The 23,758-nt window shown below is 67.5% G+C and carries 26 protein-coding genes and 1 pseudogene; 25 read left to right on the top strand and 2 right to left on the bottom strand.

Annotated elements, in window-relative coordinates; translation table 11 throughout:
- Window positions 1-36 precede the first annotated feature (36 nt).
- Window positions 37-1,080 (top strand): alpha/beta hydrolase, encoded by a 1,044-nt coding sequence (locus ACFVDO_RS16015; protein ID WP_378856515.1) that lies wholly within the window; start codon window positions 37-39, stop codon window positions 1,078-1,080.
- A 3-nt stretch (window positions 1,081-1,083) separates the two neighbouring features.
- On the opposite strand, the gene ACFVDO_RS16010 is transcribed toward ACFVDO_RS16015, so the two are convergent.
- Window positions 1,084-1,356: a hypothetical protein gene (locus ACFVDO_RS16010; RefSeq protein ID WP_378856513.1), complete on the bottom strand. Its 273-nt coding sequence runs from the start codon at window positions 1,354-1,356 to the stop codon at window positions 1,084-1,086.
- Window positions 1,357-1,480: 124 nt separating this feature from the next.
- On the opposite strand from ACFVDO_RS16010, the gene ACFVDO_RS16005 reads away from it, so the two are divergent.
- The 3 genes from ACFVDO_RS16005 (at window position 1,481) to ACFVDO_RS15995 (ending at window position 3,609) form a co-directional block, all read left to right on the top strand.
- Window positions 1,481-1,642, top strand: coding sequence for a hypothetical protein (locus ACFVDO_RS16005; protein ID WP_378856511.1), 162 nt, complete (start codon window positions 1,481-1,483; stop codon window positions 1,640-1,642).
- Window positions 1,643-1,785: 143 nt separating this feature from the next.
- The gene (locus ACFVDO_RS16000) at window positions 1,786-3,054 is read left to right on the top strand and encodes a hypothetical protein (protein ID WP_378856509.1); all 1,269 of its coding nucleotides are present in this window, start codon (window positions 1,786-1,788) and stop codon (window positions 3,052-3,054) included.
- A 129-nt stretch (window positions 3,055-3,183) separates the two neighbouring features.
- Window positions 3,184-3,609 carry a hypothetical protein gene (locus ACFVDO_RS15995; protein ID WP_378856507.1) on the top strand — a complete coding sequence of 142 codons (426 nt, stop codon included), beginning with the start codon at window positions 3,184-3,186 and terminating at the stop codon, window positions 3,607-3,609.
- 377 nt (window positions 3,610-3,986) lie between these two features.
- On the opposite strand, the gene ACFVDO_RS15990 is transcribed toward ACFVDO_RS15995, so the two are convergent.
- Window positions 3,987-4,475 (bottom strand): YajQ family cyclic di-GMP-binding protein, encoded by a 489-nt coding sequence (locus tag ACFVDO_RS15990; protein WP_378856505.1) that lies wholly within the window; start codon window positions 4,473-4,475, stop codon window positions 3,987-3,989.
- A 189-nt stretch (window positions 4,476-4,664) separates the two neighbouring features.
- Between ACFVDO_RS15990 and ACFVDO_RS15985 the strand changes: the two genes are divergently transcribed.
- The 21 genes and pseudogenes from ACFVDO_RS15985 to rplC all read left to right on the top strand — a co-directional run bounded on the left by ACFVDO_RS15985 (window position 4,665) and on the right by rplC (window position 23,757).
- Window positions 4,665-5,897 carry an extracellular solute-binding protein gene (locus ACFVDO_RS15985; protein WP_378856503.1) on the top strand — a complete coding sequence of 411 codons (1,233 nt, stop codon included), beginning with the start codon at window positions 4,665-4,667 and terminating at the stop codon, window positions 5,895-5,897.
- A gap of 68 nt (window positions 5,898-5,965) precedes the next feature.
- Entirely contained in the window at window positions 5,966-7,585 is a 1,620-nt protein-coding gene (gene malF, locus ACFVDO_RS15980; RefSeq protein ID WP_378856501.1) for a maltose ABC transporter permease MalF, read from the top strand.
- A 1-nt stretch (window position 7,586) separates the two neighbouring features.
- The gene (locus ACFVDO_RS15975) at window positions 7,587-8,468 is read left to right on the top strand and encodes a sugar ABC transporter permease (protein WP_378856498.1); all 882 of its coding nucleotides are present in this window, start codon (window positions 7,587-7,589) and stop codon (window positions 8,466-8,468) included.
- Between the two features lie 140 nt (window positions 8,469-8,608).
- Window positions 8,609-8,941, top strand: a complete 333-nt coding sequence (locus ACFVDO_RS15970; protein WP_378856496.1) for a PadR family transcriptional regulator — start codon at window positions 8,609-8,611, stop codon at window positions 8,939-8,941.
- Window positions 8,938-9,102 (top strand): annotated as a pseudogene (locus ACFVDO_RS15965) (HAAS signaling domain-containing protein); the annotation flags it as partial. The gene ACFVDO_RS15970 and the pseudogene ACFVDO_RS15965, both read left to right, overlap by 4 nt.
- 25 nt (window positions 9,103-9,127) lie before the next feature.
- The gene (locus tag ACFVDO_RS15960; RefSeq protein WP_378856786.1) at window positions 9,128-9,550 is read left to right on the top strand and encodes a hypothetical protein; all 423 of its coding nucleotides are present in this window, start codon (window positions 9,128-9,130) and stop codon (window positions 9,548-9,550) included.
- 116 nt (window positions 9,551-9,666) lie between these two features.
- The gene (locus ACFVDO_RS15955) at window positions 9,667-9,822 is read left to right on the top strand and encodes a hypothetical protein (RefSeq protein ID WP_378856494.1); all 156 of its coding nucleotides are present in this window, start codon (window positions 9,667-9,669) and stop codon (window positions 9,820-9,822) included.
- A 77-nt stretch (window positions 9,823-9,899) separates the two neighbouring features.
- Window positions 9,900-10,907 (top strand): ABC transporter, encoded by a 1,008-nt coding sequence (locus ACFVDO_RS15950; RefSeq protein WP_378856492.1) that lies wholly within the window; start codon window positions 9,900-9,902, stop codon window positions 10,905-10,907.
- A gap of 65 nt (window positions 10,908-10,972) precedes the next feature.
- Window positions 10,973-11,404, top strand: a complete 432-nt coding sequence (locus ACFVDO_RS15945; RefSeq protein WP_378856490.1) for a DUF6121 family protein — start codon at window positions 10,973-10,975, stop codon at window positions 11,402-11,404.
- A gap of 59 nt (window positions 11,405-11,463) precedes the next feature.
- The gene (locus ACFVDO_RS15940) at window positions 11,464-12,111 is read left to right on the top strand and encodes a spermidine/putrescine ABC transporter substrate-binding protein (protein ID WP_378856488.1); all 648 of its coding nucleotides are present in this window, start codon (window positions 11,464-11,466) and stop codon (window positions 12,109-12,111) included.
- Window positions 12,112-12,198: 87 nt separating this feature from the next.
- The gene (locus ACFVDO_RS15935) at window positions 12,199-12,675 is read left to right on the top strand and encodes a DUF2975 domain-containing protein (RefSeq protein ID WP_378856486.1); all 477 of its coding nucleotides are present in this window, start codon (window positions 12,199-12,201) and stop codon (window positions 12,673-12,675) included.
- The gene (locus ACFVDO_RS15930; RefSeq protein ID WP_378856484.1) at window positions 12,675-12,887 is read left to right on the top strand and encodes a helix-turn-helix domain-containing protein; all 213 of its coding nucleotides are present in this window, start codon (window positions 12,675-12,677) and stop codon (window positions 12,885-12,887) included. Before ACFVDO_RS15935 ends, ACFVDO_RS15930 begins: the two co-directional genes overlap by 1 nt.
- A complete protein-coding gene (locus ACFVDO_RS15925) occupies window positions 12,887-16,777 on the top strand; it encodes an SCO7613 C-terminal domain-containing membrane protein (RefSeq protein ID WP_378856482.1) in 3,891 nt (1,296 codons plus the stop codon). Before ACFVDO_RS15930 ends, ACFVDO_RS15925 begins: the two co-directional genes overlap by 1 nt.
- A gap of 218 nt (window positions 16,778-16,995) precedes the next feature.
- Window positions 16,996-17,364: a 30S ribosomal protein S12 gene (rpsL, locus tag ACFVDO_RS15920; RefSeq protein WP_116241735.1), complete on the top strand. Its 369-nt coding sequence runs from the start codon at window positions 16,996-16,998 to the stop codon at window positions 17,362-17,364.
- A 5-nt stretch (window positions 17,365-17,369) separates the two neighbouring features.
- Window positions 17,370-17,840 carry a 30S ribosomal protein S7 gene (gene rpsG, locus ACFVDO_RS15915; protein ID WP_116241736.1) on the top strand — a complete coding sequence of 157 codons (471 nt, stop codon included), beginning with the start codon at window positions 17,370-17,372 and terminating at the stop codon, window positions 17,838-17,840.
- 87 nt (window positions 17,841-17,927) lie between these two features.
- Window positions 17,928-20,042 (top strand): elongation factor G, encoded by a 2,115-nt coding sequence (fusA, locus tag ACFVDO_RS15910; RefSeq protein WP_378856480.1) that lies wholly within the window; start codon window positions 17,928-17,930, stop codon window positions 20,040-20,042.
- 152 nt (window positions 20,043-20,194) lie between these two features.
- Entirely contained in the window at window positions 20,195-21,388 is a 1,194-nt protein-coding gene (tuf, locus tag ACFVDO_RS15905) for an elongation factor Tu (protein WP_332837053.1), read from the top strand.
- Window positions 21,389-21,536: 148 nt separating this feature from the next.
- The gene (locus ACFVDO_RS15900; RefSeq protein WP_378856478.1) at window positions 21,537-21,830 is read left to right on the top strand and encodes a hypothetical protein; all 294 of its coding nucleotides are present in this window, start codon (window positions 21,537-21,539) and stop codon (window positions 21,828-21,830) included.
- A gap of 64 nt (window positions 21,831-21,894) precedes the next feature.
- Window positions 21,895-22,395, top strand: a complete 501-nt coding sequence (locus tag ACFVDO_RS15895; protein ID WP_378856476.1) for a hypothetical protein — start codon at window positions 21,895-21,897, stop codon at window positions 22,393-22,395.
- Window positions 22,396-22,780: 385 nt separating this feature from the next.
- Window positions 22,781-23,089, top strand: coding sequence for a 30S ribosomal protein S10 (rpsJ, locus tag ACFVDO_RS15890; RefSeq protein ID WP_018171443.1), 309 nt, complete (start codon window positions 22,781-22,783; stop codon window positions 23,087-23,089).
- Between the two features lie 8 nt (window positions 23,090-23,097).
- Window positions 23,098-23,757: a 50S ribosomal protein L3 gene (gene rplC / locus ACFVDO_RS15885; RefSeq protein WP_378856474.1), complete on the top strand. Its 660-nt coding sequence runs from the start codon at window positions 23,098-23,100 to the stop codon at window positions 23,755-23,757.
- Window position 23,758: the final 1 nt, after the last annotated feature.

The raw sequence follows: 23,758 nt of genomic DNA, 5'->3' as shown, positions 1-23,758 counted from the left end.
GGAGAGGCGTCCGGCGTGCACGGATAAGGTGAGCGCATGGGGGACTGGACTCCGGATGTGTTGGGCGACGAGTTCGCCGCGCAGCCCCTGCCACTCGGTCATGATGACGAGGGCGAGGTCGTCGCGACGCTGGTGCGCGCGCTTCCGGATGCGCCGCGGCCGGCGCCCGAGCCGACGTTCTGGCAGCGGCTGCGCGGCATCCGTCCTGCGCCGGAGCCGGCGCTCCCGCTGGCCGACGTCGACGTGCTGTATGTGCACGGCTGGTCGGACTACTTCTTCCAGAAGCGGCTGGCCCGGTTCTGGACCGGGCGCGGCGCGCGCTTCTTCGCCCTCGACCTGCGCAAGTACGGCCGCAGCCTGCGGCCTGGCCAGACACCGGGGTACATCACCGACCTGACGACCTACGACGAGGACATCGGCGCGGCTCTCGACGTCATCCGAGCGGATGCCGCGGATCGTCGGCTCGTGCTGCTCGGGCATTCCACCGGCGGGCTGATCCTCAGTCTGTGGGCGGATCGCCACCCCGGTGTCGCGCAGGCCGTGGTGCTGAACAGCCCGTGGCTCGAGTTCCAGGCGCCGAGACTGGCCCGTGAGACGATCACGCCTCTCGTCGATCTGCAGGCACGCTGGCGACCGCTGGATCGTGCGCCGCAGGTCGACTTCGGCTTCTACACCCGGGCGCAGAACGAGGTGGCTGATCCGGATGATCCGGTCGAGGTGAACCTGGACTGGCGACCCGAGCAGACCATGGCTGTGCATGCGGGATGGCTGAACGCCATCCTCGCGGGGCACGCGAAGGTCGCTGCGGGGCTGCACATCGACGCACCGGTGTGCGTGCTGCTCTCGGCGCGTACTGCTCTGCCGAGGGTCTGGTCCGAGGACCTGACCCGCGCCGACACAGTGCTCGTGGTCGACGACATCGCCAGGGCGGCGCTGAAGCTCGGACCGTCGGTGACGGTGGAGCGCATCGACGGTGCGCTCCACGACGTGTTCCTCTCGCGCCATGGAGCTCGGGAAGAGGCCTACGCGCGCCTCGCGCACTGGGTCAGCGGCTGGGCAGCCGCGAGCACCGGGATCTGAGACTCAGCGCGAACCGGTGCTCTGCCCGTTCCGCACGCCGGCATCGCCGGTCCACGGTGGGGCGCCCTCGATCGTGCCGGTGCCGGAGCGGCGCGCACCGAGCACGATGGCCAGCACGATCAGCACGGCGGATGCCACGCCGATGATGACTCCCGCCCAGGCATCCTGAAACACGAACCCGAAGCCGAGGCCGGCACCCGCGCCGACCACCAGCGCGAGGAGCCAGGCGCCGACACGAAGACCGCGGCCGACGCGGGGAATGGGTGACTCGTCCATGGCCGGACGCTACCGGCGCACGCGCGAAAGCACCAGAGATGCTTCAACGAACGTCGAAGTACGCCCCTACGCTGAAAGGCCCCCGCGCGCAGGAGCGTGGGGTCGGGAAAGGGAGGAGCACAGAATGGCCCATGGTTCTGAGAAGCAAGTGGAGCCGAAAGTCATGATTCCGGAGGGCGCGACGCCAGAGGAAGAGCAGCGGCTGATCGACGAGGCAGTCGCGAAGGCGACAGATCGCTACGTTGACGAGTCGATTGACAAGCTGCGGGGCGGGTTCGGCAAGTAGCGACTGCAGCCTGCTAAGCCCCAGGCCTCAGCAGGAGGACTGGGGCTTCTGCGCGGGGCCTCGAGGTGCTTCTTATCGGAATATGGACGGCGGAACCAGGGCGCTGCTACGGTGGCGGCACTATCGCAATGGAGGGGGAGTTTGTGAAGAGACAAGCAATTGGTGCCCTGAGTGCTCTGATCCTCGTCGGGGGTTCTGTCCTCGGCGGCGTCCAGGCATCCAGCGGAGTCGGGTCGCCTGCGGCAGCGGCATCCCAAGCGTCATGTCTGCAATACGGAGAGGACGGTCTCCCCGTCTTTTCCGGACAGGCGAGCGACGAGCTGAACGCTGCAGACGTCCTGATTTCTCAACTGGACGAGAAATATCCAGAGACCGTTCTCGGGAGCAGCTTCTGCAGCGACTACAGCGGTCTTGTGCTGTTCACCACCGGAACAGACAAGGCCATCGACAAGGCGGTTCGTGGCGCGAAGAAGCTCCTCGCGAAGGGCGAGGAGATCTACGTTCAAAAGAGCACGATCTCACTCGCCACAGCCCAGAAGACGATTTCGCAACTGTCGTCGACGGTGTCCGAGGACACCGGCGTTACAGCGTTCGCGCCAGACATTTTTAACAGCGGCGTCTATGTTCAGGTCGCTTCCAAGGCTGCTGAGTCCAAGCTCCGTGCCGACAAGGACCTCGGCGTGGAGGCCCGCAAGGCTTCGGGCGAGGCATCCATCCCGATTCGAACGGTCGTGTCGAGCGACCGACCCCAGACGGCAACCACACGTTGGGATGACGTCGCTCCGTGGAACATGAGCACGGCCATCACGTCCGCTGGGATGCGCTGCTCGCTCGGCGTTCCGGTGACAATCAACGGCTCACGAATGGCGGTCACGGCCGGCCACTGCCCCGGAACGAGTTTTGTCCACCCCGGCAACGGGGCCAGCGCCGGGACGATGCACACCACCACGTGGTCCGCGAACGCTGACATATATGGCGACTGGAAGCTGCTGCGGAGCTCAACGTATGCGAATCGAGTATTCAGTGGTTCCCTCTCCTCGTCGTCGTGGCTCCCTATCTCAGGCATCAACTGGGGGACGCGGTCAGCAGGAAGTCAGCTATGTACGTCAGGCTCAACAACCGGCCAGATCTGCCGCTACTTTGTGCGCCTCACTAATGTCACGGCCAATATCAATGACGGCACACAGGTCGTGACCACTGGTCACCTGACCCTGATGCGCCACGACAGCAACGCCGGCTCGGCATACGACACAAACGGCTTCAGGGGCGGGGACTCCGGAGGGCCGTGCTACTACGCCGACGGCAACGGCGGAGTCACCGTCGCAGGTACTGTCAGCGCTTACGGTGGAACGAGCTACTTCTGCTCGCAGTTCACCGGCCTGAAGAAGTGGGCACCAGGAGCGCACTTCTAAGATCCGCTCTGCAGTCCAGGCAAGCCAAGATCCGCCCCGCCCTCTGAAGGGGGCGGGGCGGACGATCGACATCCTCACGCTACGATCTGGACTTGAATCCACAGTCGGGTTCACGACCAAGGAGGGTCCATGAAAAAGGGTTACACCGCGATCGCTGCCATCGGGCTGATGATCGCCGCACTGTTCATCGCCCAGCCCGCGAGCGCGGCTACGGGCAGCTGGGCTCCGAAGGGAGGCTCGTTCACGATCCCGAGCAACTGGCACTGCGGCACGACGACGAGTGGTCCGAGGCTCAGCGCGCAGACCTGCGTTGTGCGCAGCGGGAACTACGTCCAGGCGGCAACGATCGTCCGGAATCGGGCTTCTTCAGGCACCACTGCAAGCGTCAACCAGGTGCTGACTGAGAACGCGTCAGCGGGCGTGTGCGCGGCATCTACGATCGCTGCCAGGAGCATCTCGGTGTGCATGACGCCAACGGTCTACCACCCGGCGCTCGTCGGAGCGGCTGCCGATGTGACGGACATCCCGGGGTTCATCTTCGCTCCACGCTCGTAGCCCACCACCTCAGGCGCGGAACCGGAGCCTGTTCAACGACGACGAAACGCCCCGCTTCTCGGAAGAGAAGCGGGGGCGCTATTTATGGCGCTGGTGGCCAGATGAGCGGGGTGATCGGGCGGCGGCAGAATCGGTCGTTGCCCGTGGAGCGGGTCGCCGGAAGCAGGGTCGCTTCGTCGCGGCGAGCCCGCCACAGTTCCTGTACAGCGCGCGCTCGGGCATGCGCAGCCGTCGATCACGCTGAATGTCTACGCGCACCTGTGGCCGTTCGCAGAGGACCGCACGAGGGGGGCGACGGCGTCGTTCATGGCCGAAATCGCCGCTCCTGCGGACTCTGTGCGGACTGAAACAGGAAAACCCCTGGCCAGCGGGTAGCTCTATCGGTAGTTGATGAACTGCAGGTCGATGTCGAGGTCGCTGCCCTTGAGCAGTGCGATGACCGCCTGCAGGTCGTCGCGGCTCTTGGACTGCACGCGCAGCTCGTCGCCCTGGATCTGGCTCTTCACACCCTTGGGGCCCTCGTCGCGGATGATCTTGCCGATCTTCTTCGCGTTCTCGCTCGAGATGCCGTCCTTGAGCGACGAGGCGATGCGGTACTCCTTGCCGCTGGCGAAGGGCTCGCCGGAGTCGAGGCTCTTCAGCGAGATGCCGCGCTTGATGAGCTTGGACTGCAGCACGTCGAGGACGGCCTTGGCGCGCTCCTCGGAGTTCGCCTTGATCAGGATCTGCTCGCCGCTCCACGCGACAGAGGCGTCGGTGCCCTTGAAGTCGTAGCGCTGCTCGATCTCCTTGCGGGCCTGGTTCACGGCGTTTTCGGCCTCCTGGTGATCCACCTTGGAGACGATGTCGAATGAAGAGTCAGCCATGCCGCCAAGTGTAACGAGTGCTGCTCTGCAGCACCCGATCTGGAAGCGCTTCCACGAAGAGGAACCTGGCGACTGTAAGGTCACAGCTCTGTATCACCGCATCCGAGCATTGCGCGGAGCGTCTCCTTCCATGCATACTGTAAGCGCTTGCAGTTTTGCAGGCCACGCATCGAGAGAGGCACACCACCAATGAAGGTGAACAAGAGGAGCATCGCGGCCTTCGGCGCGATCACCGTTCTGACCTCGCTGGCGCTCGCCGGCTGCAGCAGCGGTTCCACAGACGACAAGGGCTCGGACGCGGAAGCGAAGAGCGGCAAGCTCACGGTCTGGGTCGACGCCGAGCGCGTCGACGCCCTCACCGGCGCCGCCAAGGCCTACGAGAAGAAGACCGGCGTCGAGGTCGACATCGTCGGCAAGGACGTCGACACCATCAAGGACGACTTCATCCAGCAGGTGCCGACCGGCAAGGGCCCGGACATCACCATGGGTGCGCACGACTGGCTCGGCGAACTCTCCACGAACGGTGTCGTCGCGCCGATCGAGCTGGGCGACTCCTCGAAGGACTACCTCCCGGTCGCGCTCCAGGCGTCGACCTACGAGGGCACCACCTACATGCTCCCCTACGCGGTCGAGAACATCGCCGTGCTCCGCAACGCCGACCTCATCAAGGAGCCGGCGACCAGCTTCGACGACATGATCGCCAAGGGCAAGGCCGCCGGTCTCGCCCAGCCGTTCGTCGTCGAGCAGGGCAAGGAGGGCAACCCCTACCACCTGTACCCGTTCCAGACCGCCTTCGGCGCCCCGGTCTTCGGCACCGACGACAAGGGCTCCTACGACCCCACCGATCTGCAGCTCGGCAGCGCCGGCGGCTTCGAGTTCGCGAACTGGCTGTCCGCCCAGGGCAAGGCCGGAACGCTGAACACCGACATCGACGGTGAGATCGCCAAGCAGCAGTTCATCGACGGCAAGGCCGCCTTCTGGCTGACCGGTCCGTGGAACGTCGGCGCCGCGAAGGACGCAGGCATCAACCTGGCGATCGACCAGATCCCCAGCCCGACCTCCGAGGTCGCCTCGCCGTTCGCCGGCGTGAAGGGCTTCTTCGTCAGCGCCGAGTCGAAGAACAAGGTCGCCGCGAACGACTTCCTCGTCAACTACATCGGCACCGAGGACGTGCAGCTCGAGCTGTTCAAGGCCGGCAACATCCTGCCCGCACTGACCGCTGCAGCCGACACCGCGGCATCCGACCCGATCATCGCGGGCTTCCAGAAGGTCGGTGCGGACGCCGTGCCGATGCCCGCGATCCCCGCTATGGGCTCCGTGTGGCAGTACTGGGGCATCGCCGAGGCCGCCATCATCAACGGCGCCGACCCGAAGACGACGTGGCAGAAGCTCGTCGACGACGTGACGGCCGCGATCAAGTAATTCGAGTCCACCTCTGCCGGGGCGGGGCATCCGCTCCGCCCCGGCAGCTGTGCACGACGGGGTGAGGGATGAGCCAGACCACGACTGAGCAGGAGGCGCCGCAGGCGCCCCCCACGAAGAAGCAGCGCCAGGCCGCGCGGATCGCCGAAGCGGCATCCGGCAGCGTCCGCTGGATGCTGCTGAAGATCCTGCTACTGGCGATCGTCGACGCGATCGCGCTCTATGCGGCATTCGTCCTGGTCTCGCACCGGGAATGGGTGGTGCTCGGCGTCGTGGTCGTCGTTGCGGTGCTGGTCAACTGGATCTACTTCAGCCGCAAGCGCATCGCGGCGAAGTACCTCACGCCGGGCGTGATCTTCCTCATCCTGTTCCAGGTGTTCACACTCCTGTACACGGGCTACATCGGCTTCACCAACTACGGCACCGGGCACAACGGCAGCAAGGATCAGGCGATCTCGTCGCTGATGGCCTCCGCACAGGAGCGCGTCGAGGACTCACCCACGTTCCCCGTCACCGTCGTCGAGCGGCTCGGCACGCTGGGCCTGCTGGTCACCGACCCCGAGGACGGCGAGGCGAGCGTCGGCACCGACGAGCAGCCGCTGCAGGATGCTCCGGACGCGACCGTCGAGGGCGGCAAAGCCGTCGCGGTCGACGGCTGGACCACGCTGTCCTTCGCGCAGGTCATCCAGCGCTCGAGCGAGATCGAGAAGCTCTCGGTGCCGTTCAGCGACGATCCCAACGACGGGGCGATCCGCACCCCCGACGGGCAGAACGGCTATCTCTACGTCTCCACCCTCGTCTACGACGCGGATGCGGACACCATGACCGACACCCGCACCGGTGCGGTCTACAGCGACACCGGTGTCGGCGCGTTCACGGCCGAGAACGGCGACCAGCTGATGCCGGGCTGGCAGATCACGGTCGGCTTCGACAACTTCGTCCGAGCCATCACGGATGCTTCGATCCGAGGCCCACTGATCTCGGTGACCATCTGGACGTTCGTGTTCGCCCTCATCTCCGTGGCTTCCACGTTCTTCCTGGGGCTCCTGCTGGCGCTGGTGTTCAACAACACCCGGATGCGGTTCCGCAACGGCTACCGCATCCTGCTGATCCTGCCCTACGCCTTCCCGGCGTTCCTGTCCGCGCTGGTGTGGGCGGGCATGATGAACGAGAGCTTCGGCTTCATCAACCAGGTGATCTTCGGCGGGGCGTCCATTCCATGGCTCACCGACCCGACGCTCGCGAAGGTGTCGGTGCTGATCGTGAACCTGTGGCTGGGCTTCCCGTACATGTTCCTGGTCTGCATGGGCGCTCTGCAGGGCATCCCGGACGACGTGAACGAGGCCGCGGCGATGGACGGCGCGAACCCGTGGCAGATCTTCCGGCGGATCAAGCTGCCACTGCTGCTGGTGACGGTGGCGCCGCTGCTGATCTCGTCGTTCGCCTTCAACTTCAACAACTTCAACCTGATCTACATGCTCACCGGCGGTGGTCCGCGCTTCGACGACGTGTCGATCCCGGTCGGGCACACCGACATCCTGATCTCGATGGTCTACAAGGTGGCGTTCACCGGGCAGACCCGCGACTACGGCCTGGCCTCCGCGTTCACCATCCTGATCTTCATCGTCGTCGCGGTGATCTCGATCGTGAGCTTCCGCAAGACCAAGGCCCTCGAGGAGCTGAACTGACATGAGCACCGCAGTCTCTTCCCGCCGCTCGTTCGGCAAGTGGTTCTCCGACACCGGATGGCGGCACGTGGTCGCCATCGTGGTGAGCGCCTTCGCGATCTTCCCGCTGCTGTACGTGGTGTCGGCCTCGCTGAACCCGAAGGGCACGCTGACGGGCTCGAACCAGCTGTTCTCGGCGATCGGCTTCGACAGCTACGTGCGCATCCTCACCGACCCGAAGAACCCGTACCCGCTGTGGTTCTGGAACACGCTGGTGATCGCCACGGTCACCGGGTTCGTGACGGTGTTCCTCGGGGCGCTCGCGGCATATGCCTTCTCGCGCATGCGGTTCAGCGGCCGCCGCGTGGGCCTGGTGACCATCGTCGTGGTGCAGATGTTCCCGCAGCTGCTCGCCGTGGTCGCGATCTTCCTGCTGATGTCGACGATCGGGGACTGGTTCCCGGCGATCGGGCTGAACACGCACACCGGCCTGATCCTGGTCTACCTCGGCGGCGCGCTCGGCGTGAACACCTACCTGATGTACGGGTTCTTCAACACGCTGCCGATGGAGCTCGACGAGGCGGCCCGCATCGACGGCGCCGGCCACGCGCGCATCTTCTTCACGATGATCCTGCCGCTGGTGGCGCCGATCCTCGCCGTGGTCGCGCTGCTGTCGTTCATCGGTACGGTGAACGAGTACGTGATCGCGAGCGTCATGCTGATCGACCCCGACAAGCAGACGCTGGTGGTGGGCCTGACCAAGCTGGTGTCGAACCCGCGCTATGCGGACTGGTCGGCCTTCTCCGCCGGCGCCGTGATGGCCGCGGTCCCCGTGATGGTGCTGTTCCTCTTCCTGCAGAAGTACATCGTCGGAGGCCTGACAGCCGGCGCCACGAAGGGCTGACCGCCCCGGCACCAGTCCCTGCCCCCGTCGACAAACGCCTCAGCGCGTGAGACACACCTCCCGCAGGTCGGTCTCATGCGCTGAGGCGTTTCTCACGAGGGAGAACGCGGTGTCTTGCGTTGCATGCTAGCTTGTGACGCATGACAGTCGACATCGGTGCGCAGATGCGCAAGGGCGTCGTCGAGTACTGCGTGCTCGGTCTGCTCGCGCGCGAGCCGATGTACGGCTGGCAGCTGTCCGAGGCGCTGACCGAGTCCGGGCTCATCGCGAGCATCGGCACCCTCTATCCGCTGCTCGCGCGTCTGCGCGACAACGGCTGGGTGTCGACGTTCGAGATGCCCGGCGAGTCCGGCCCTATGCGCAAGTACTACCGGCTCACGGATGCCGGCACTGCGCAGCTCGCACAGTTCCGCACGCACTGGATGCCCTTCGCGAGCACCGTGACGGGTCTCATCGGGGAGGACCGACCATGACCACAGGCACCGCCGACTACCTCGCCAGGCTCGACGCAGCGCTGCGCGACGTGCCGCACGGGATCGCCTCGGACATCCGTGCCGGCATCGCGGAGGAGCTCGCCGGTCTCGACGAGGATGCTGCGACCGCGCGCATCGCGCAGCTCGGCGATCCCGAGACGATCGCGCGCGAGGCGTTGGATGCCGGTGGCGCGGAGCCCTCTCGCAGTCCTGTCCACGGCGACTCCGGTCAAGCCTCCGGTGACGGCGACGAAGGGCTTCTCGATCGTCGCGGCGCTCGTGCTGTCGTTCGGCGGCTTCGTGATCCCGCTCGCCGGCTGGTTCGTCGGCGCAGTGCTCGTGCTGATGTCCGGGCTGTGGCGCACTTGGGAGAAGATCGTCGCCCTCGCCGTGGTGCCGGTCATGTTGATCGGGTTCACGCTGGCGACCGCGCTCCCCGTCGCCGCGGTCGAGAGCTCTGGGGAGGAGCCCGTGAACCCGTTGATGCCGACGCCGATGGGCGTCAGCGCCTGGCACCTGACCTTCATCCTGGTGTTCGTCCTGGTCCCGGCATCCGGTCTCTGGCTGCTCTGGCGCCTGCGCGGGCGCAGCGTGCCGGTGGCATCCTGACTCCGTCGGTCGCCGCCGGACCTTTCGGCGTCCTCGCTCCGTGACGCGATGGAGGAGGGGTGCCGGCGGGCGTGTCGAGGGCGCGAATGCGGCGGGGGCAGGCGTACGGTGGCGGCATGAGCGCTCGGGTGGGAGGGCGGAATCGGGCGATCGCCTGGATCGCCGGCTTCTTCTGCGCGTGCGTGGTCGCCGTGCTGCTGTGGCTCGCGCAGCCGGCCGGCCCGGCTCTGGTGCAGCTGATCGGCGACGGGCTGCGCAACTCGATGCCCTGACACAGCGGCACGCCTGCCAGGGTCAGCGTTCCGCGCGCGCTAATCTCGCACCGAACCCATCGATGAGAGGCGGCACCATGAGCGACCCCGAGGTTCCCCAGCCCGAGAAGCCCGGCGACGTCGACGACGTCGTGGACAGCGCCAAGGCCGGACTCGCAGACGCCGAGGCCGCTGCCGCAGGCGCGGAGCCGAGGGGCGACGCGCTGGATGCCGCTACCGCAGCCGCGGAGGACGCGGCGACCGCCGACGAGACCGCTGCGGACGTCGCGGCCATCGACCCCGATGCCGCCGCCTTCGAAGAGGCGGAGAAGTCGTTCCCCGGCACCTTCAGCTCGGCCGCCGCCGCAGACGCGTCGGATGTCGCCGACGACCACGAGCCCCCGACGGCGATCGCGTACTCCTCGACCGACGACGTCGCCACCGCCGCATACGGTGCCTCGGCGGCCGCTGCAGCCGCAGCCGCCGCCGAGACGCAGGTCGTGCCCGCCGAGCCGGTGGTCGACGCGCCGCCGCCCCAGCCGCAGCCGATCTTCGTGCAGGCGCCGGAGCCGCCCCGCCCGCTGGGCAACCGCGGCACGGCCGGCGCGATCGGCCTGCTCGCCACGCTCTGCTTCGCGGTCCTGCTGCTGGGCGTGACGCTCGCAATCGGCGCCGCAGGCGGCAAGGTCACCGGTGAGAACATCGGCGACAAGGCACTCGCACCGCTGACCACCTGGGGGTTCTGGACTCCCGTCGTGGTCTTCTTCATCGCCTTCTGGCTGCTCGGCGCGATCATCAACCGCGGCCGCTGGGGCCACTGGGTGATCTGGGGCCTGCTGGTCGGCGTCGCCGCGTGGGCCGGCCACCTGCTCGGCCAGCTCTTCGAGGCGCCGTTCTGGATGCTCTCCGCGCAGCAGGGCGTCGACCTGGTGCAGGAGCAGCTGTTCGCCCCGCTGGCGATCGCCGCCTTCATCATCGGCCGCGAGCTGACGATCTGGTTCGGTGCGTGGGCCGCGCGCGCGGGCGCACGCAAGACCGAGCTGAACATCGAGGCGCAGCGCGAGTACGAGCGCACCCTCGAGGCCGGCCCGAGCCTGTCGAGGTAACCACGTCCACGACACCGTCAGACCCCCGCGAGCCACAGGCCGCGGGGGTCTCGGCCGTCCTGGCGATGGTCCTCGCCACCGTCCTGTTCTTCGGGCTCGGCATCCTCGGGCTCGGGATGCTGAGCTACTTCACCGATTCCGACATCCTCAGCGTTCCCGATCTGGGCCAGTACCCTGGCGTCGTCGGCATGGTCGTGGCCATCATCGTGTTCGTCGCGATCCTGGCACCGTCGCTGCGTCAGCGGAGACCGGCGTACCCGGCATCCGTCCTGGTCGGGCTGGCGACCGCACTCACCCACCTGGCGGGCGTCTGGGTGGCGGCTCTGTCGGGTGGTGCAGGAGTGGCGGCGGCGACGGCTGCCGTCATGCAGCTGGTCGTCGGCGGGGCATCCCTGGTGGTGGCGCTCGCGGCTCTGGTGGCGGCCTGGATCGGTGTCGCCCTGCGCCGCACCCGTTCACAGAGGCCGCACTGGCCCTGGGAGGACGAAGAGGGCTGAGCGGACCTGATTCCGCGCGGTTCCGTGCCCGTCCGGCATCCTCCGCTTACGCTTGTCCCGTGGAGCGCTCGCTGGAGACGCAGGTGGACCAGGCCGTCGAGGCCTGGTTGCGCTGGGTGCCGCGCTGGGAGCCGGCCACCCACCGCGGTCGCGTCGCGCCGTGCCGCCGCTGCCTCGGGTCGCCCGTGCTCTCCGCCGTTGGGATCGGCGGCAACGTGCCGCACGGTGTGCAGCACGGGCTGTCCACGCGCATCAAGACGATCGTCGATCGCTCGGTCGCCGAGTACACCGCCCGCAACCTGCCGATGCTGCAGCGTGAGCTCGACCAGCAGGCCGACCGCAACAGGTCCCGCAGTTATCGTCCGGGGGAGGACCTCGAGCCGGAGTACGACGGGATGCCGCTGGATCCCGATCCCGTGCCCGGCGCCCCGTTCCTGTTCACCGTCGCAGGGATGGCGGATGACGCCGCCGCCGATCTTCCTCCGCTGCCGCCGCTGAGCGAGGAGGCGAAGGCTGCGCTGCGGCAGGAGGTCTCGCTGGCCGACGAGTACGCGAACATGGTCGGGCGCGAGATCTGCGGCATCCTTCTGCGGCACCGGCTCGCGGTGCAGGCGGCCATCTCGCAGTACGTCGAGCCGCAGATCGAGGCGATGCTGGCCGAGCTGAGCGAGGCGCTGGACTCGCCGTTCGACCCCGACACCCTCTGACCGCCACATCGCCGGGCGATTGCGCTGGCACCATCGCTGCAGCTATCGTTTTTCGATAGATATACGTCGTCTGTCGATAGGAACGTCATGCAGCCTCGTGCCACTCTCGCCCTCAAGGCGATGATCGTCGTCATGCTCGCGCTGCTGCTCGTGGCGCAGGTCTTCATGATTCCCGGGGTCGCTGCCAGTACCGCGGAGCGCAACCCCGAGGTGGCTTTCCTCGAGATCCCGGGCATCATCGGCGCCGTGCTCTTCCTCGCGCTGATCGAGGTCGTCCTGGTGTGCGTGTTCCAGCTGCTCGGCCTGGTGCGGTCCGACCGCATCTTCAGCTCCGACGCGTTCCGCTACGTCGACGTCATCGGCGCCACGATGCTGGCATCCGCTGTGCTGGTCGCGGTCAGCTACGTCGTGGTGTTCGCCGCGCGCGCGGCGAACCCCGGCCTCACGATCCTCGCGCTGCTCGGCGTCACGGTCAGCATTGCGCTGGCCCTTCTGGTGCGTGTCATGCGCGGACTGCTGCACAAGGCGCTGCAGCTCGAGCAGGATCTGTCCGAGGTGGTCTGATGCCCATCGCGATCGACATCGACGTCATGCTCGCCCGCCGCAAGATGAGTGTGCAGGACTTCGCCGACGCCATCGGCATCACGCCTGCCAACGTCGCCGTGCTGAAGAACGGACGGGCCAAGGCCGTGCGGTTCACCACCCTCGACGCGATCTGCCGCGTGCTGGACTGCCAGCCGGGCGACATCCTGCGCTGGGTGCCGGAGGGGGAGTGATGAGCGCCACGAGTGAACGCGGCATCGACTGGAGCGAGCAGGCCGCAGCGCACCTGCTCGATGTGAACAACTGCCCGGTCTGCGCGAGCGCGCAGCTGATCGACGGCGTCTGTCCGAACTGCGCGGTCGACCTCACCGGGCAGGCCGGAGCCGACCTCTGGGCGGCGTCCGTGGAAGCCGCTCGTGTGCTTCGAAACCGCGCGAACCTGCAGCGCCGCGTGCTGCTCACCAGCAGGCGTTCAGCGATTCGGACGCCTGCCCGGCTGATGCAGCCCGGTGCAGGACCGGTCGGGGCCGCCTCGCTGGCGGTGTCCGAGTCGGACTCCGCGGCCGCGCCCCCGACGGCCACCGCGGCGGCGCCGGTCGCCGTCGCAGGACAGGCGCCACCCGCGGCGCCGCCAGCCCCGCAGATGCCGCAGATCCCGCAGATGCTGGCGGGCGAGTCGCCCGCAGTGAGCCCCGGTGCCAGCCTGCAGTCGGTGCTCGCCACCGCCGGCGCCGGGCTCTTCGCGATCGCTGCGATCGTGTTCACCTTCTTCAACCCTGACCTTGCGGATCGCACGGTGCGCAGCCTGATCATCGGGCTGGTCACCCTGGTGTTCCTCGGCGGCGCCTGGCTGCTCGCGCGCCGCACGCTGCAGTCCTCTGCGGAGGCTGTCGGCGGCCTCGGGCTCGTGTTCGTCGGGCTCGACGTGCAGGCCGTGACCGGCATCGCGCACACCGACGCCGGAGCGTGGATCTCCGGTGCGATCGCGACCGCCGTCGCCGGCGGTCTGATGCTCGCGGCGGCGCTGCGCGCTCGCATCCGGATCTGGTTGTGGGCCTCGCTGCTCGGCCTCGCCGTCGTGCCGGTCATGCTCGGCTTCGCCGCGAGCGATGCTCTGGCCGCCGCGCTTCTGATCGCCGTCTCGGGCTTCGCGGCGACGGGGCTGTGTGCTCTGCTGCCGCGCTTCGCGGCACGCTTCCCGGCGAAGCAGGTCGAGGCGCCGGATGCGGCAGTCCCGGCATCCGAGGGCGAACCGGAGGCCGAGCCGCGACGCCCGCTCGCCTTCGAAGCGGCGTCGCTCACGACGCTGCAGCTGATCGTGACCCTGCTCGCGATCGCGCGCATCGTCTTCGGCGGCGGGTCCGGCTTCGCCGCCGCGCTGGTGCTCGCCGTGCTCGCGCTGCACGGCGTGCTGGCCGCGAGGCAGACTCTGGCACAGTTCTGGAGTCTGCTCGGCGGTGCTCTGGCCGCAGCAGCGGGGGCCGCTCTCGCCGGAAGCCTGCTCACCGAGCTCAGCCCGTATGAGCGAGGCGAGTGGATCGTCGCAGTCGTCCCGGCCGGCGCGGCGATCGTGCTTCTCCTCACCGCGCTGGTGCCGCTGCCGAGTCGCACCTCGCGCTCCTCTCTGGCCGGCGGCGCCGCACTCGCGCTCGGAGTCACGAGCCTTCCCGCGGTGGTCACCGGACTCTTCATCGGACGGTCGCTGCTGCAGGACATGAGCGGTCAGCCGCCCGCAGAAGTGAACCCGTTCCTCGACGCGGAACCGGTGCTCGGCGCGGGCACGCTGCCGGCCGTGATCGGCCTCGCCGTCGTCGCCCTGGGCTTCGTCGCCTTCGCCAGCTGCGCGCGCCCCGAGCGCGGGACGGAGCGACTGCGCCTCCCCGCGCATATCGTCGCCGTGCTGTATGCGACCGGTGCCGTGTTCACGCTCGCCTGTTCCGGGGCGCTCCCTCTGGCCTGGAGTGTCGGCGTGGTGGTCGTCGCGGCCGCGGTGGTCGGCGCCGCGCTGCTCACCGGGCCCGGCCGCCGCTCGGAAGCCGTGCGCGTACTGCTCATCGTGGCCGTGCACGTCGCGCTGCTCGTCGCCGTGCTGCTGTCGTGGCAGGACAGGACGCTGGTGCCCCCGGCCGGAGCCGCGATCCTGATCGCTCTCGCGGTGATCGCCCGCTCGCTCCCCGCGGAGGTGCGGTTCCTGCACGTCGGAGCGGGGTACGGCTACGCACTCGCGCTGGTGGCCACGGCGCTGTCGCTGGCCGGGATCACGGGTATCGTGCAGTTCTCACTGACGACATCCGTCGGCCTGCTCGGAGCGATCGTCGCGACATTCCTGACGAGGATCGGCGCTCGCAACTGGTACGCCGTGCTCGGCGTTGCGACGGCGCCCTTCGCGATCGGGGTCGTGCAGGTGCTCATCGAGCGCAGCGGCTGGACGGCGCTGTCGACCGGGACCATGTTCGCGCTCGCCCTCGTGCTGCTGCTGACCCGAAGGCCCGGCCTCACCGAGCCGGTGCGGATCGTCGCCGCCGGGCTGCTGGTGCCGACGCTCGCCGTGGTCGTCGTGTGCCTGTGCGCCCAGCTGCTCGTGCAGAGCGGGTCGCCGGTGGCGCTGCCGATCATCGCCGTGCTGGTCGCCGTCGCACTGGCATCCGGTCCGCTCGTCGCCGATCTGCTCGTCGCGCGCGGTCGCGACGAGCAGACCGCCGACGCGGCGCGCATCGCGATCGAGGCATCCGCGCTGCTGACCGGCGGGATCGCCGTGTTCCTCGCGCTCTCGCGCGAGGCTGCCGGGCTGGGCACTGCGTGCCTGGTGCTGATCGTGCTGGGCCTGGGCGCCGCTCTCGCGGCCGTCGTCGCCGGGCGCAGGTACGGATGGTGGGTCTCGGCCGCGGCGTTCACCGGAGCCCTGTGGTCGGCGTGGGCGCTGGCCGGGGTGGAGCTGCCCGAGGCGTACCTGCTGCCGCCCGCGCTCGGCGCCGCAGCGGTGGGCATCCTCCTCACGATGCGCGGACGCCCGGCCGTCGGGCTGTTCGCCGCGGGGATGGCCGTGGCGGTCGTGCCCCTCGACATGCTCGTCGCGGGCGCGGCCGCCTCGGACGACGTCCCCTGGCGGTCGTCCGGCCTGCTCGCCGCCGGCTGGGTGCTGCTCGCTGCGACCGCGCTGGTCGCCCGCAGCGGCGCTCCGCGCCTGCGCCGGCTGCGCGTCCTGCGCGCACCCGCGCTCGGCGTCGCCGTGGTCGCCATGCTCGCAGGCACGATCCAGGCCGTGCGCTGGGGAACGGGACGGGATGCCGCGCCGGCGGAGCCCTCGGCGATCGGCGTGCTGCTGGCGTGCGCGGGCCTCAGCGCGTTGGCAGCACTCGGAATCGTCATCGCCGCGCGGATGCTGCGGGATGCGGCGTCCGGACCCGCGCTCACGCGATTCACGGCGTCCAGGTGGCTCTACGCGCCGACCGCGCTGGCGTTCATGGTCGGCGTGTGGCCGGCGATCGAGCGGGACTGGTCGGTGATCTGGGCGATGTGGGCGCTGATGGTGGCAGTGCTCGCGCTGATGGTCTTCGCGGCGTCCGATCGTGGCGGGATGCTGCCGCCGGTCTGGTTCCTGTTCGGCATCGCCTTCGTCACCGCAGTCGTCGCATGGAGTCCGCGCGATCTCCGCGTGGAGTGGTTCTCGCTGCCGCTCGGCGCGTTCCTGCTCGCCGCGGGCGCGCACGGTCTGCGCGGTGCGCCGGGCGCGGATGCCCGCCTCGTCGACTGGCCGCGCGGCTGGCAGGGCTCGTGGCCGCTGCTCGCCCCTGGCCTGATCGTCCTGTGGTCGGCATCCATCGTCTCGACGTTCACCGACCCGCTCACCTGGCGGGCGATCCTGGTGATGGTGCTCGCCCTGGCGGCGATCCTGATCGGCGCCGCGCGCCGACTGTCGGCCCCGTTCATCCTCGGGCTCATCGTGCTTCCCGTCGAGAACGTGTTCGTCTTCGCCGTGCAGCTCGGCCGCGGCATAGAATCCATGCCGTGGTGGATCACCCTGGCCACGATCGGCGCGGTGCTGCTGATCATCGCCGTGGCCGGCGAACGGCGCGAGGGCACGGGCCGGGGAGTGGTCGCCAGGATGCGCGATCTGCGCTGATCGGCGTGGCCTCCGCGATCATTTGACCGGGGACGTTACGCCGGATTACACTTGGTCGAGTGTGCGCACTGCTGTGCGCTCACGCCAGGGCGTCGGCATTCGCCGATCCGCCCCCACGGCATACCCATCACACCAAAAGCGCGGCGGTTCCGTCACGCCGGTGGGTCATGATGTGAAACCCATCATGCTGTCACCGTGCAGCACTATTAGGAGAGAACGTGCCAACCATTCAGCAGTTGGTTCGCAAGGGACGTTCGCCGAAGGTCAACAAGACCAAGGCGCCCGCTCTGAAGTCGAACCCGCAGCAGGCCGGCGTGTGCACCCGTGTGTACACCACCACCCCGAAGAAGCCGAACTCGGCGATGCGCAAGGTCGCCCGTGTGAAGCTGCGCAACGGCACCGAGGTCACGGCCTACATCCCCGGTGAGGGCCACAACCTTCAGGAGCACTCGCTGGTGCTCGTCCGCGGCGGTCGTGTGAAGGACCTCCCCGGTGTCCGCTACAAGATCGTCCGTGGTGCGCTCGACACCCAGGCAGTCAAGAACCGTAAGCAGGCTCGTTCCCGCTACGGCGCGAAGAAGGGTTGAGTTAGATGCCTCGTAAGGGTCCCGCCCCCAAGCGCCCCGTCGTCAACGACCCGGTCTACGGCGCTCCGATCGTCACCTCGCTCGTGAACAAGATCCTCGTCGACGGCAAGAAGTCGCTCGCCGAGTCGATCGTGTACGGCGCGCTCGAGGGCGTCCACGCCAAGAACGGTGAGGACGCGGTCGCAACGCTCAAGAAGGCGCTCGACAACGTGCGCCCCACCCTCGAGGTCCGCAGCCGCCGCGTCGGCGGCTCGACCTACCAGGTTCCGGTCGAGGTCAAGCCGCACCGCGCGAACACCCTCGCGCTGCGCTGGCTCGTCAGCTACGCGAAGGGTCGTCGCGAGAAGACGATGACCGAGCGTCTGCAGAACGAGATCCTCGACGCCTCGAACGGCCTCGGTGCCGCGGTCAAGCGCCGCGAGGACACCCACAAGATGGCCGAGTCGAACCGCGCCTTCGCGCACTACCGCTGGTAACAGGCGGCTTCGCCGGTCCCCGGCCATCCGCCGGGGACCGGCATCCATTCTTCGCAGTACCACTGCTAGACAGATAAGGACACTCCTGTGGCACAAGAAGTGCTCACCGACCTGAGCAAGGTCCGCAACATCGGCATCATGGCGCACATCGATGCCGGCAAGACCACGACGACCGAGCGCATCCTGTTCTACACGGGTGTCAACCACAAGCTGGGCGAGACCCACGACGGCGCGTCGACGACCGACTGGATGGAGCAGGAGAAGGAGCGCGGCATCACGATCACGTCTGCCGCCGTGACCAGCTTCTGGAACAAGAACCAGATCAACATCATCGACACCCCGGGTCACGTCGACTTCACCGTCGAGGTGGAGCGCTCGCTCCGCGTGCTCGACGGTGCCGTCGCCGTCTTCGACGGCAAGGAGGGCGTCGAGCCCCAGTCCGAGACCGTGTGGCGTCAGGCCGACAAGTACGGCGTTCCGCGCATCTGCTTCGTCAACAAGATGGACAAGCTCGGTGCGGACTTCTACTACACCGTCGACACCATCATCAGCCGCCTTGGCGCCAAGCCGCTCGTGCTGCAGCTGCCGATCGGTGCTGAGAACGACTTCGTCGGCGTCGTCGACCTCATCGAGATGCGCGCCCTGGTCTGGCCGGGCGACGCCAAGGGTGATGTGACGATGGGTGCCTCCTACGAGATCCAGGAGATCCCCGCCGACCTCCAGGCCAAGGCCGAGGAGTACCGCCAGCAGCTGCTGGAGACCGTCGCCGAGACCGACGAGGAGCTTCTGGAGAAGTTCTTCGGCGGCGAGGAGCTGACCATCGCCGAGATCAAGGGCGCGATCCGCAAGCTCGTGGTCGCCGACGAGATCTACCCGGTGCTGTGCGGCTCGGCGTTCAAGAACCGCGGTGTGCAGCCGATGCTGGACGCGGTCGTCGACTTCCTGCCGTCCCCGCTGGACGTGCCCGCCATCGAGGCGCACGACCCGAAGGACGAAGAGAAGATCATCATCCGCCACCCCGACGCGAAGGACCCCTTCGCGGCGCTGGCCTTCAAGGTCGCCGTGCACCCGTTCTTCGGTCGTCTGACCTACGTCCGCGTGTACTCGGGTGAGCTCGAGTCGGGCTCGCAGGTCATCAACTCGACCAAGGGCAAGAAGGAGCGCATCGGGAAGATCTTCCAGATGCACGCCAACAAGGAGAACCCGGTCGACAAGCTGACCGCCGGCAACATCTACGCCGTCATCGGCCTGAAGGACACCACCACCGGTGACACCCTGGCCGACATCGCGCAGCCGGTCGTCCTCGAGTCGATGACGTTCCCGGAGCCGGTGATCGAGGTCGCCATCGAGCCGAAGACCAAGGCCGACCAGGAGAAGCTGGGTGTCGCCATCCAGAAGCTCGCTGAGGAGGACCCGACCTTCCGCACCGAGCTCAACCCCGAGACCGGTCAGACGACCATCAAGGGCATGGGCGAGCTGCACCTCGACATCCTCGTGGACCGCATGAAGCGCGAGTTCAAGGTCGAGGCGAACGTCGGCAAGCCGCAGGTGGCGTACCGCGAGACGATCAAGAAGGCCGTCGAGAAGCACGACTACACCCACAAGAAGCAGACCGGTGGATCGGGTCAGTTCGCGAAGATCCAGTTCACGATCGAGCCTCTTGAGGTCACGGCCGACAAGACGTACGAGTTCGAGAACAAGGTCACCGGTGGCCGCATCCCGCGCGAGTACATCGAGCCGACGAACCAGGGCTTCCAGGACGCCATGGCGACCGGTGCGCTGGCGGGCTACCCGATGGTGGGCGTCAAGGCGATCCTGCTCGACGGTGCCTCGCACGACGTCGACTCCTCGGAGATGGCGTTCAAGATCGCGGGCTCGATGGGCTTCAAGGAGGCCATCAAGCGCGCGAACCCGGTGCTGCTCGAGCCGCTGATGGCCGTCGAGGTCCGTACTCCGGAGGAGTACATGGGCGACGTCATCGGCGACCTGAACTCGCGTCGTGGCCAGATCCAGTCCATGGAGGACGCCCAGGGCGTCAAGGTCATCCGCGCGTCGGTGCCGCTGTCCGAGATGTTCGGCTACATCGGCGACCTGCGCTCGAAGACCTCGGGCCGTGCGGTCTACTCGATGGAGTTCGACTCCTACGCCGAGGTGCCCCGCGCCGTGGCGGACGAGATCGTCCAGAAGACCAAGGGCGAGTAAGCCCTTGTCCGGGATGCCGCTTCGCGGCGGCATCCCGGACTCTCCACAACTTCACATTGCGTCTCTACTAAACTGAGAAACCGAAATCTGTAGGGAGCCGGTCACAATCCAGTGCCCGGCGATCTCTACACGAACGTCCTGAGGAGGACCAAGTGGCCAAGGCCAAGTTCGAGCGGACCAAGCCGCACGTCAACATCGGAACGATCGGTCACGTCGACCACGGCAAGACCACGCTCACTGCTGCGATCTCGAAGGTGCTCGCCGACAAGTACCCGTCCGACGTCAACGTCGTTCGTGACTTCTCGACCATCGACTCCGCTCCGGAGGAGCGTCAGCGCGGTATCACGATCAACATCTCGCACGTCGAGTACGAGACCCCCAAGCGTCACTACGCTCACGTCGACGCCCCGGGTCACGCCGACTACATCAAGAACATGATCACCGGTGCCGCTCAGATGGACGGCGCGATCCTCGTGGTCGCCGCCACCGACGGCATGATGGCGCAGACCAAGGAGCACATCCTGCTCGCCAAGCAGGTCGGCGTCCCCTACCTGCTGGTCGCGCTGAACAAGTCCGACATGGTCGACGACGAGGAGATCCTCGAGCTCGTCGAGATGGAGGTCCGCGAGGAGCTCTCCAAGAACGACTTCGACGGCGACAACGCTCCTGTCGTCCGCGTCTCGGGCCTGAAGGCTCTCGAGGGCGACGAGAAGTGGGTCGAGTCGATCGTCGAGCTGATGAACGCCGTCGACGAGCACGTTCCGGACCCGGTGCGTGACCGCGACAAGCCGTTCCTGATGCCGATCGAGGACGTCTTCACGATCACCGGTCGTGGCACCGTCGTCACCGGCCGCGCCGAGCGTGGCACCCTGGCGATCAACTCCGAGGTCGAGATCGTGGGCCTGCGCCCGACGCAGAAGACCACGGTCACCGGTATCGAGATGTTCCACAAGCAGCTCGACGAGGCCTGGGCCGGCGAGAACTGCGGTCTGCTCCTCCGCGGCACCAAGCGCGAGGACGTCGAGCGCGGCCAGGTCGTCGTGAAGCCGGGTTCGATCACCCCGCACACGGAGTTCGAGGGCACCGCGTACATCCTCAACAAGAACGAGGGTGGCCGCCACAACCCCTTCTACACGAACTACCGCCCGCAGTTCTACTTCCGCACCACCGACGTCACCGGCGTCATCTCGCTGCCCGAGGGCACCGAGATGGTCATGCCCGGTGACACCACCGACATGTCGGTCGAGCTGATCCAGCCGATCGCCATGGAGGAGGGCCTCGGCTTCGCGATCCGTGAGGGTGGCCGCACCGTCGGCGCCGGCACGGTCACGAAGATCGTGAAGTAATCTCTCTCTGAGATCGGAGGGGTCGGACCTGCGGGTCCGGCCCCTTTGTCATGTCCGGGTGAGGTCGCGCTCTTCCGCTGAGGGGATGCCGCAGGCAGAATGGCCTTGCCGGCGTCCGCCGGCGAACCGACCCGGAGGGGAGCCCGACATGGCAGACGAGAACCAGGCCGCCGATGCGGTGAACAAGGTGAAGGAGTTCTTCGAGCAGAACGCGGACAAGCTCGGCGGGGCAGCGGACGACGCGCTCGCCAAGGCCAAGACGTTCTACGAGGAGAACAAGGACAAGGTCGACCAGGCTCTGAAGAGCGAGCAGGCGGAGGGCGTCAGCGACAACGTGCTCGACACCCTCGCGGGTCTCGCGAAGAAGATCCTTCCCGAGGACCAGGCCGGCAAGGTGGACGAGGTGCGAGGCAACCTCGACAAGGCCGTCGGCAACGAGTGATCTTCCGGAACGGCGGGATGCTGCGGCATCCCGCCGTTCCGTGCGTCCTCGATAGACTCGGAGCATGGCACAGGACGGCGACGGACGAGGCATCCGCCGGCGCAACGTGCTCAAAGGTGCGGCCTGGTCAGTGCCGGTGGTCGCCGCGGCGGTGGCGGTGCCTGCTCACGCGGCCAGCGGATGCGTCGACTGCGAGGGCTACGCGCTCACGCAGTCCCTCGAGAAGGAGACGGGTGCGTGGCAGTACAAGGACACTGTCACGCTCGCCCACTGCGGCGATCCGGTCTCGGTGAACGGAGCGGTCGTGATCGTGGCGTTCGACAACCCGGACGACGTGAAGACCACGACCGATTCGCACAACTGCGTCTCCTCATATGATCCGGCGACCGGCATTCTCACGGTGACCGGCGATGCGGACGCGACCTTCATGGACTTCGCGGTGAGTTTCAACAACGGCGACGGCAATGAGCGGGACGTGACCGGGACGGTCAGCGTCTCGGTCCCCGGCTGCGACGGGTTCGTGATCACTGCGCAGCCGTTCACGTTCACGGCGATCAAAGCCTGAGCGGGCACGGCTGAGAACCGCGGAACGACGCGCGACACGCCCGGGTTTGCAGTAGTCGAATCCGGCATGGCAGAATAGACAGGTTCCACATTCCTGCGCTCTGCGCGGGATCACTGCCAGGCAGTGCATAGACGGCATCCGATCTTCGCGATTCGGCGTGCAGGGATCTAGGCCGCGGGCAGCAGAACTTGTACTGAGCGAGGGCGAAGCCCGAGACGAAGTGCATCTCCTACTCGAAGACGCGGGCACCAGGGTGCCGGCGTCTTCCGTGTGAAAAGAGAACAGGGTGCGCAAGCGCCAGGCGCAACAGCGCCGACGTGCGTCCAATGCCCCCGGGTCACCCGGCCCGGAGTGGTAAGACGCCTTAAAGAGAGTGAGCAGACAAATGGCGGGACAGAAGATCCGCATTCGCCTGAAGTCGTATGACCACGAGGTGATCGACTCGTCGGCACGCAAGATCGTCGACACCGTGACCCGTGCGGGCGCGACCGTCGTGGGCCCCGTGCCCCTTCCGACGGAGAAGAACGTGATCGCTGTGATCCGTTCGCCGCACAAGTACAAGGACAGCCGCGAGCACTTCGAGATGCGCACCCACAAGCGTCTGATCGACATCATCGACCCGACGCCCAAGGCCGTCGACTCGCTGATGCGTCTCGACCTGCCGGCCGATGTCAACATCGAGATCAAGCTCTGAGGTTCGACATGGTTGACATCAACAACAAGGTTTCCAAGGCCCTGCTCGGCACCAAGCTCGGCATGACTCAGGTCTGGGATGAGAACGGCAAGCTCGTTCCCGTCACCGTGATCGAGATCGCACCGAACGTCGTCACGCAGGTCCGCACGCCCGAGAAGGACGGCTACAACGCCGTTCAGATCGCCTACGGCCAGATCGACCCCCGCAAGGTCACCCAGCCGCTCGCGAAGCACTTCGAGGCAGCCGGCGTCACGCCGCGCCGCCACGTCACCGAGATCCGCACCGCGGATGCTGCTGACTACTCACTCGGTCAGGAGCTCACGGTTGACGGCACCTTCGAGGCCGGCCAGCTCGTCGACGTCGTCGGCACGAGCAAGGGCAAGGGCTTCGCCGGTGTCATGAAGCGCCACAACTTCAAGGGCGTCTCCGCCTCGCATGGTTCGCACCGCAACCACCGCAAGCCCGGTTCGATCGGCGCCTCGGCAACCCCGAGCCGCGTGTTCAAGGGCATGCGCATGGCCGGTCGCATGGGTGGCGAGCGCGTCACCGTCCTCAACCTGAAGGTGCACGCCATCGACGCCGAGAAGGGACTCATGCTCGTCAAGGGCGCCGTCCCCGGTGCTCGCGGCCGCATCGTCTACGTCCGCAACGCAGTGAAGGGTGCCTGAA

The sequence above is a fragment of the Microbacterium sp. NPDC057741 genome (assembly GCF_042798735.1).
In the GTDB taxonomy this organism is placed as follows: Bacteria; Actinomycetota; Actinomycetes; order Actinomycetales; family Microbacteriaceae; genus Microbacterium.
This window is presented reverse-complemented; position numbering and strand designations above follow the sequence as displayed.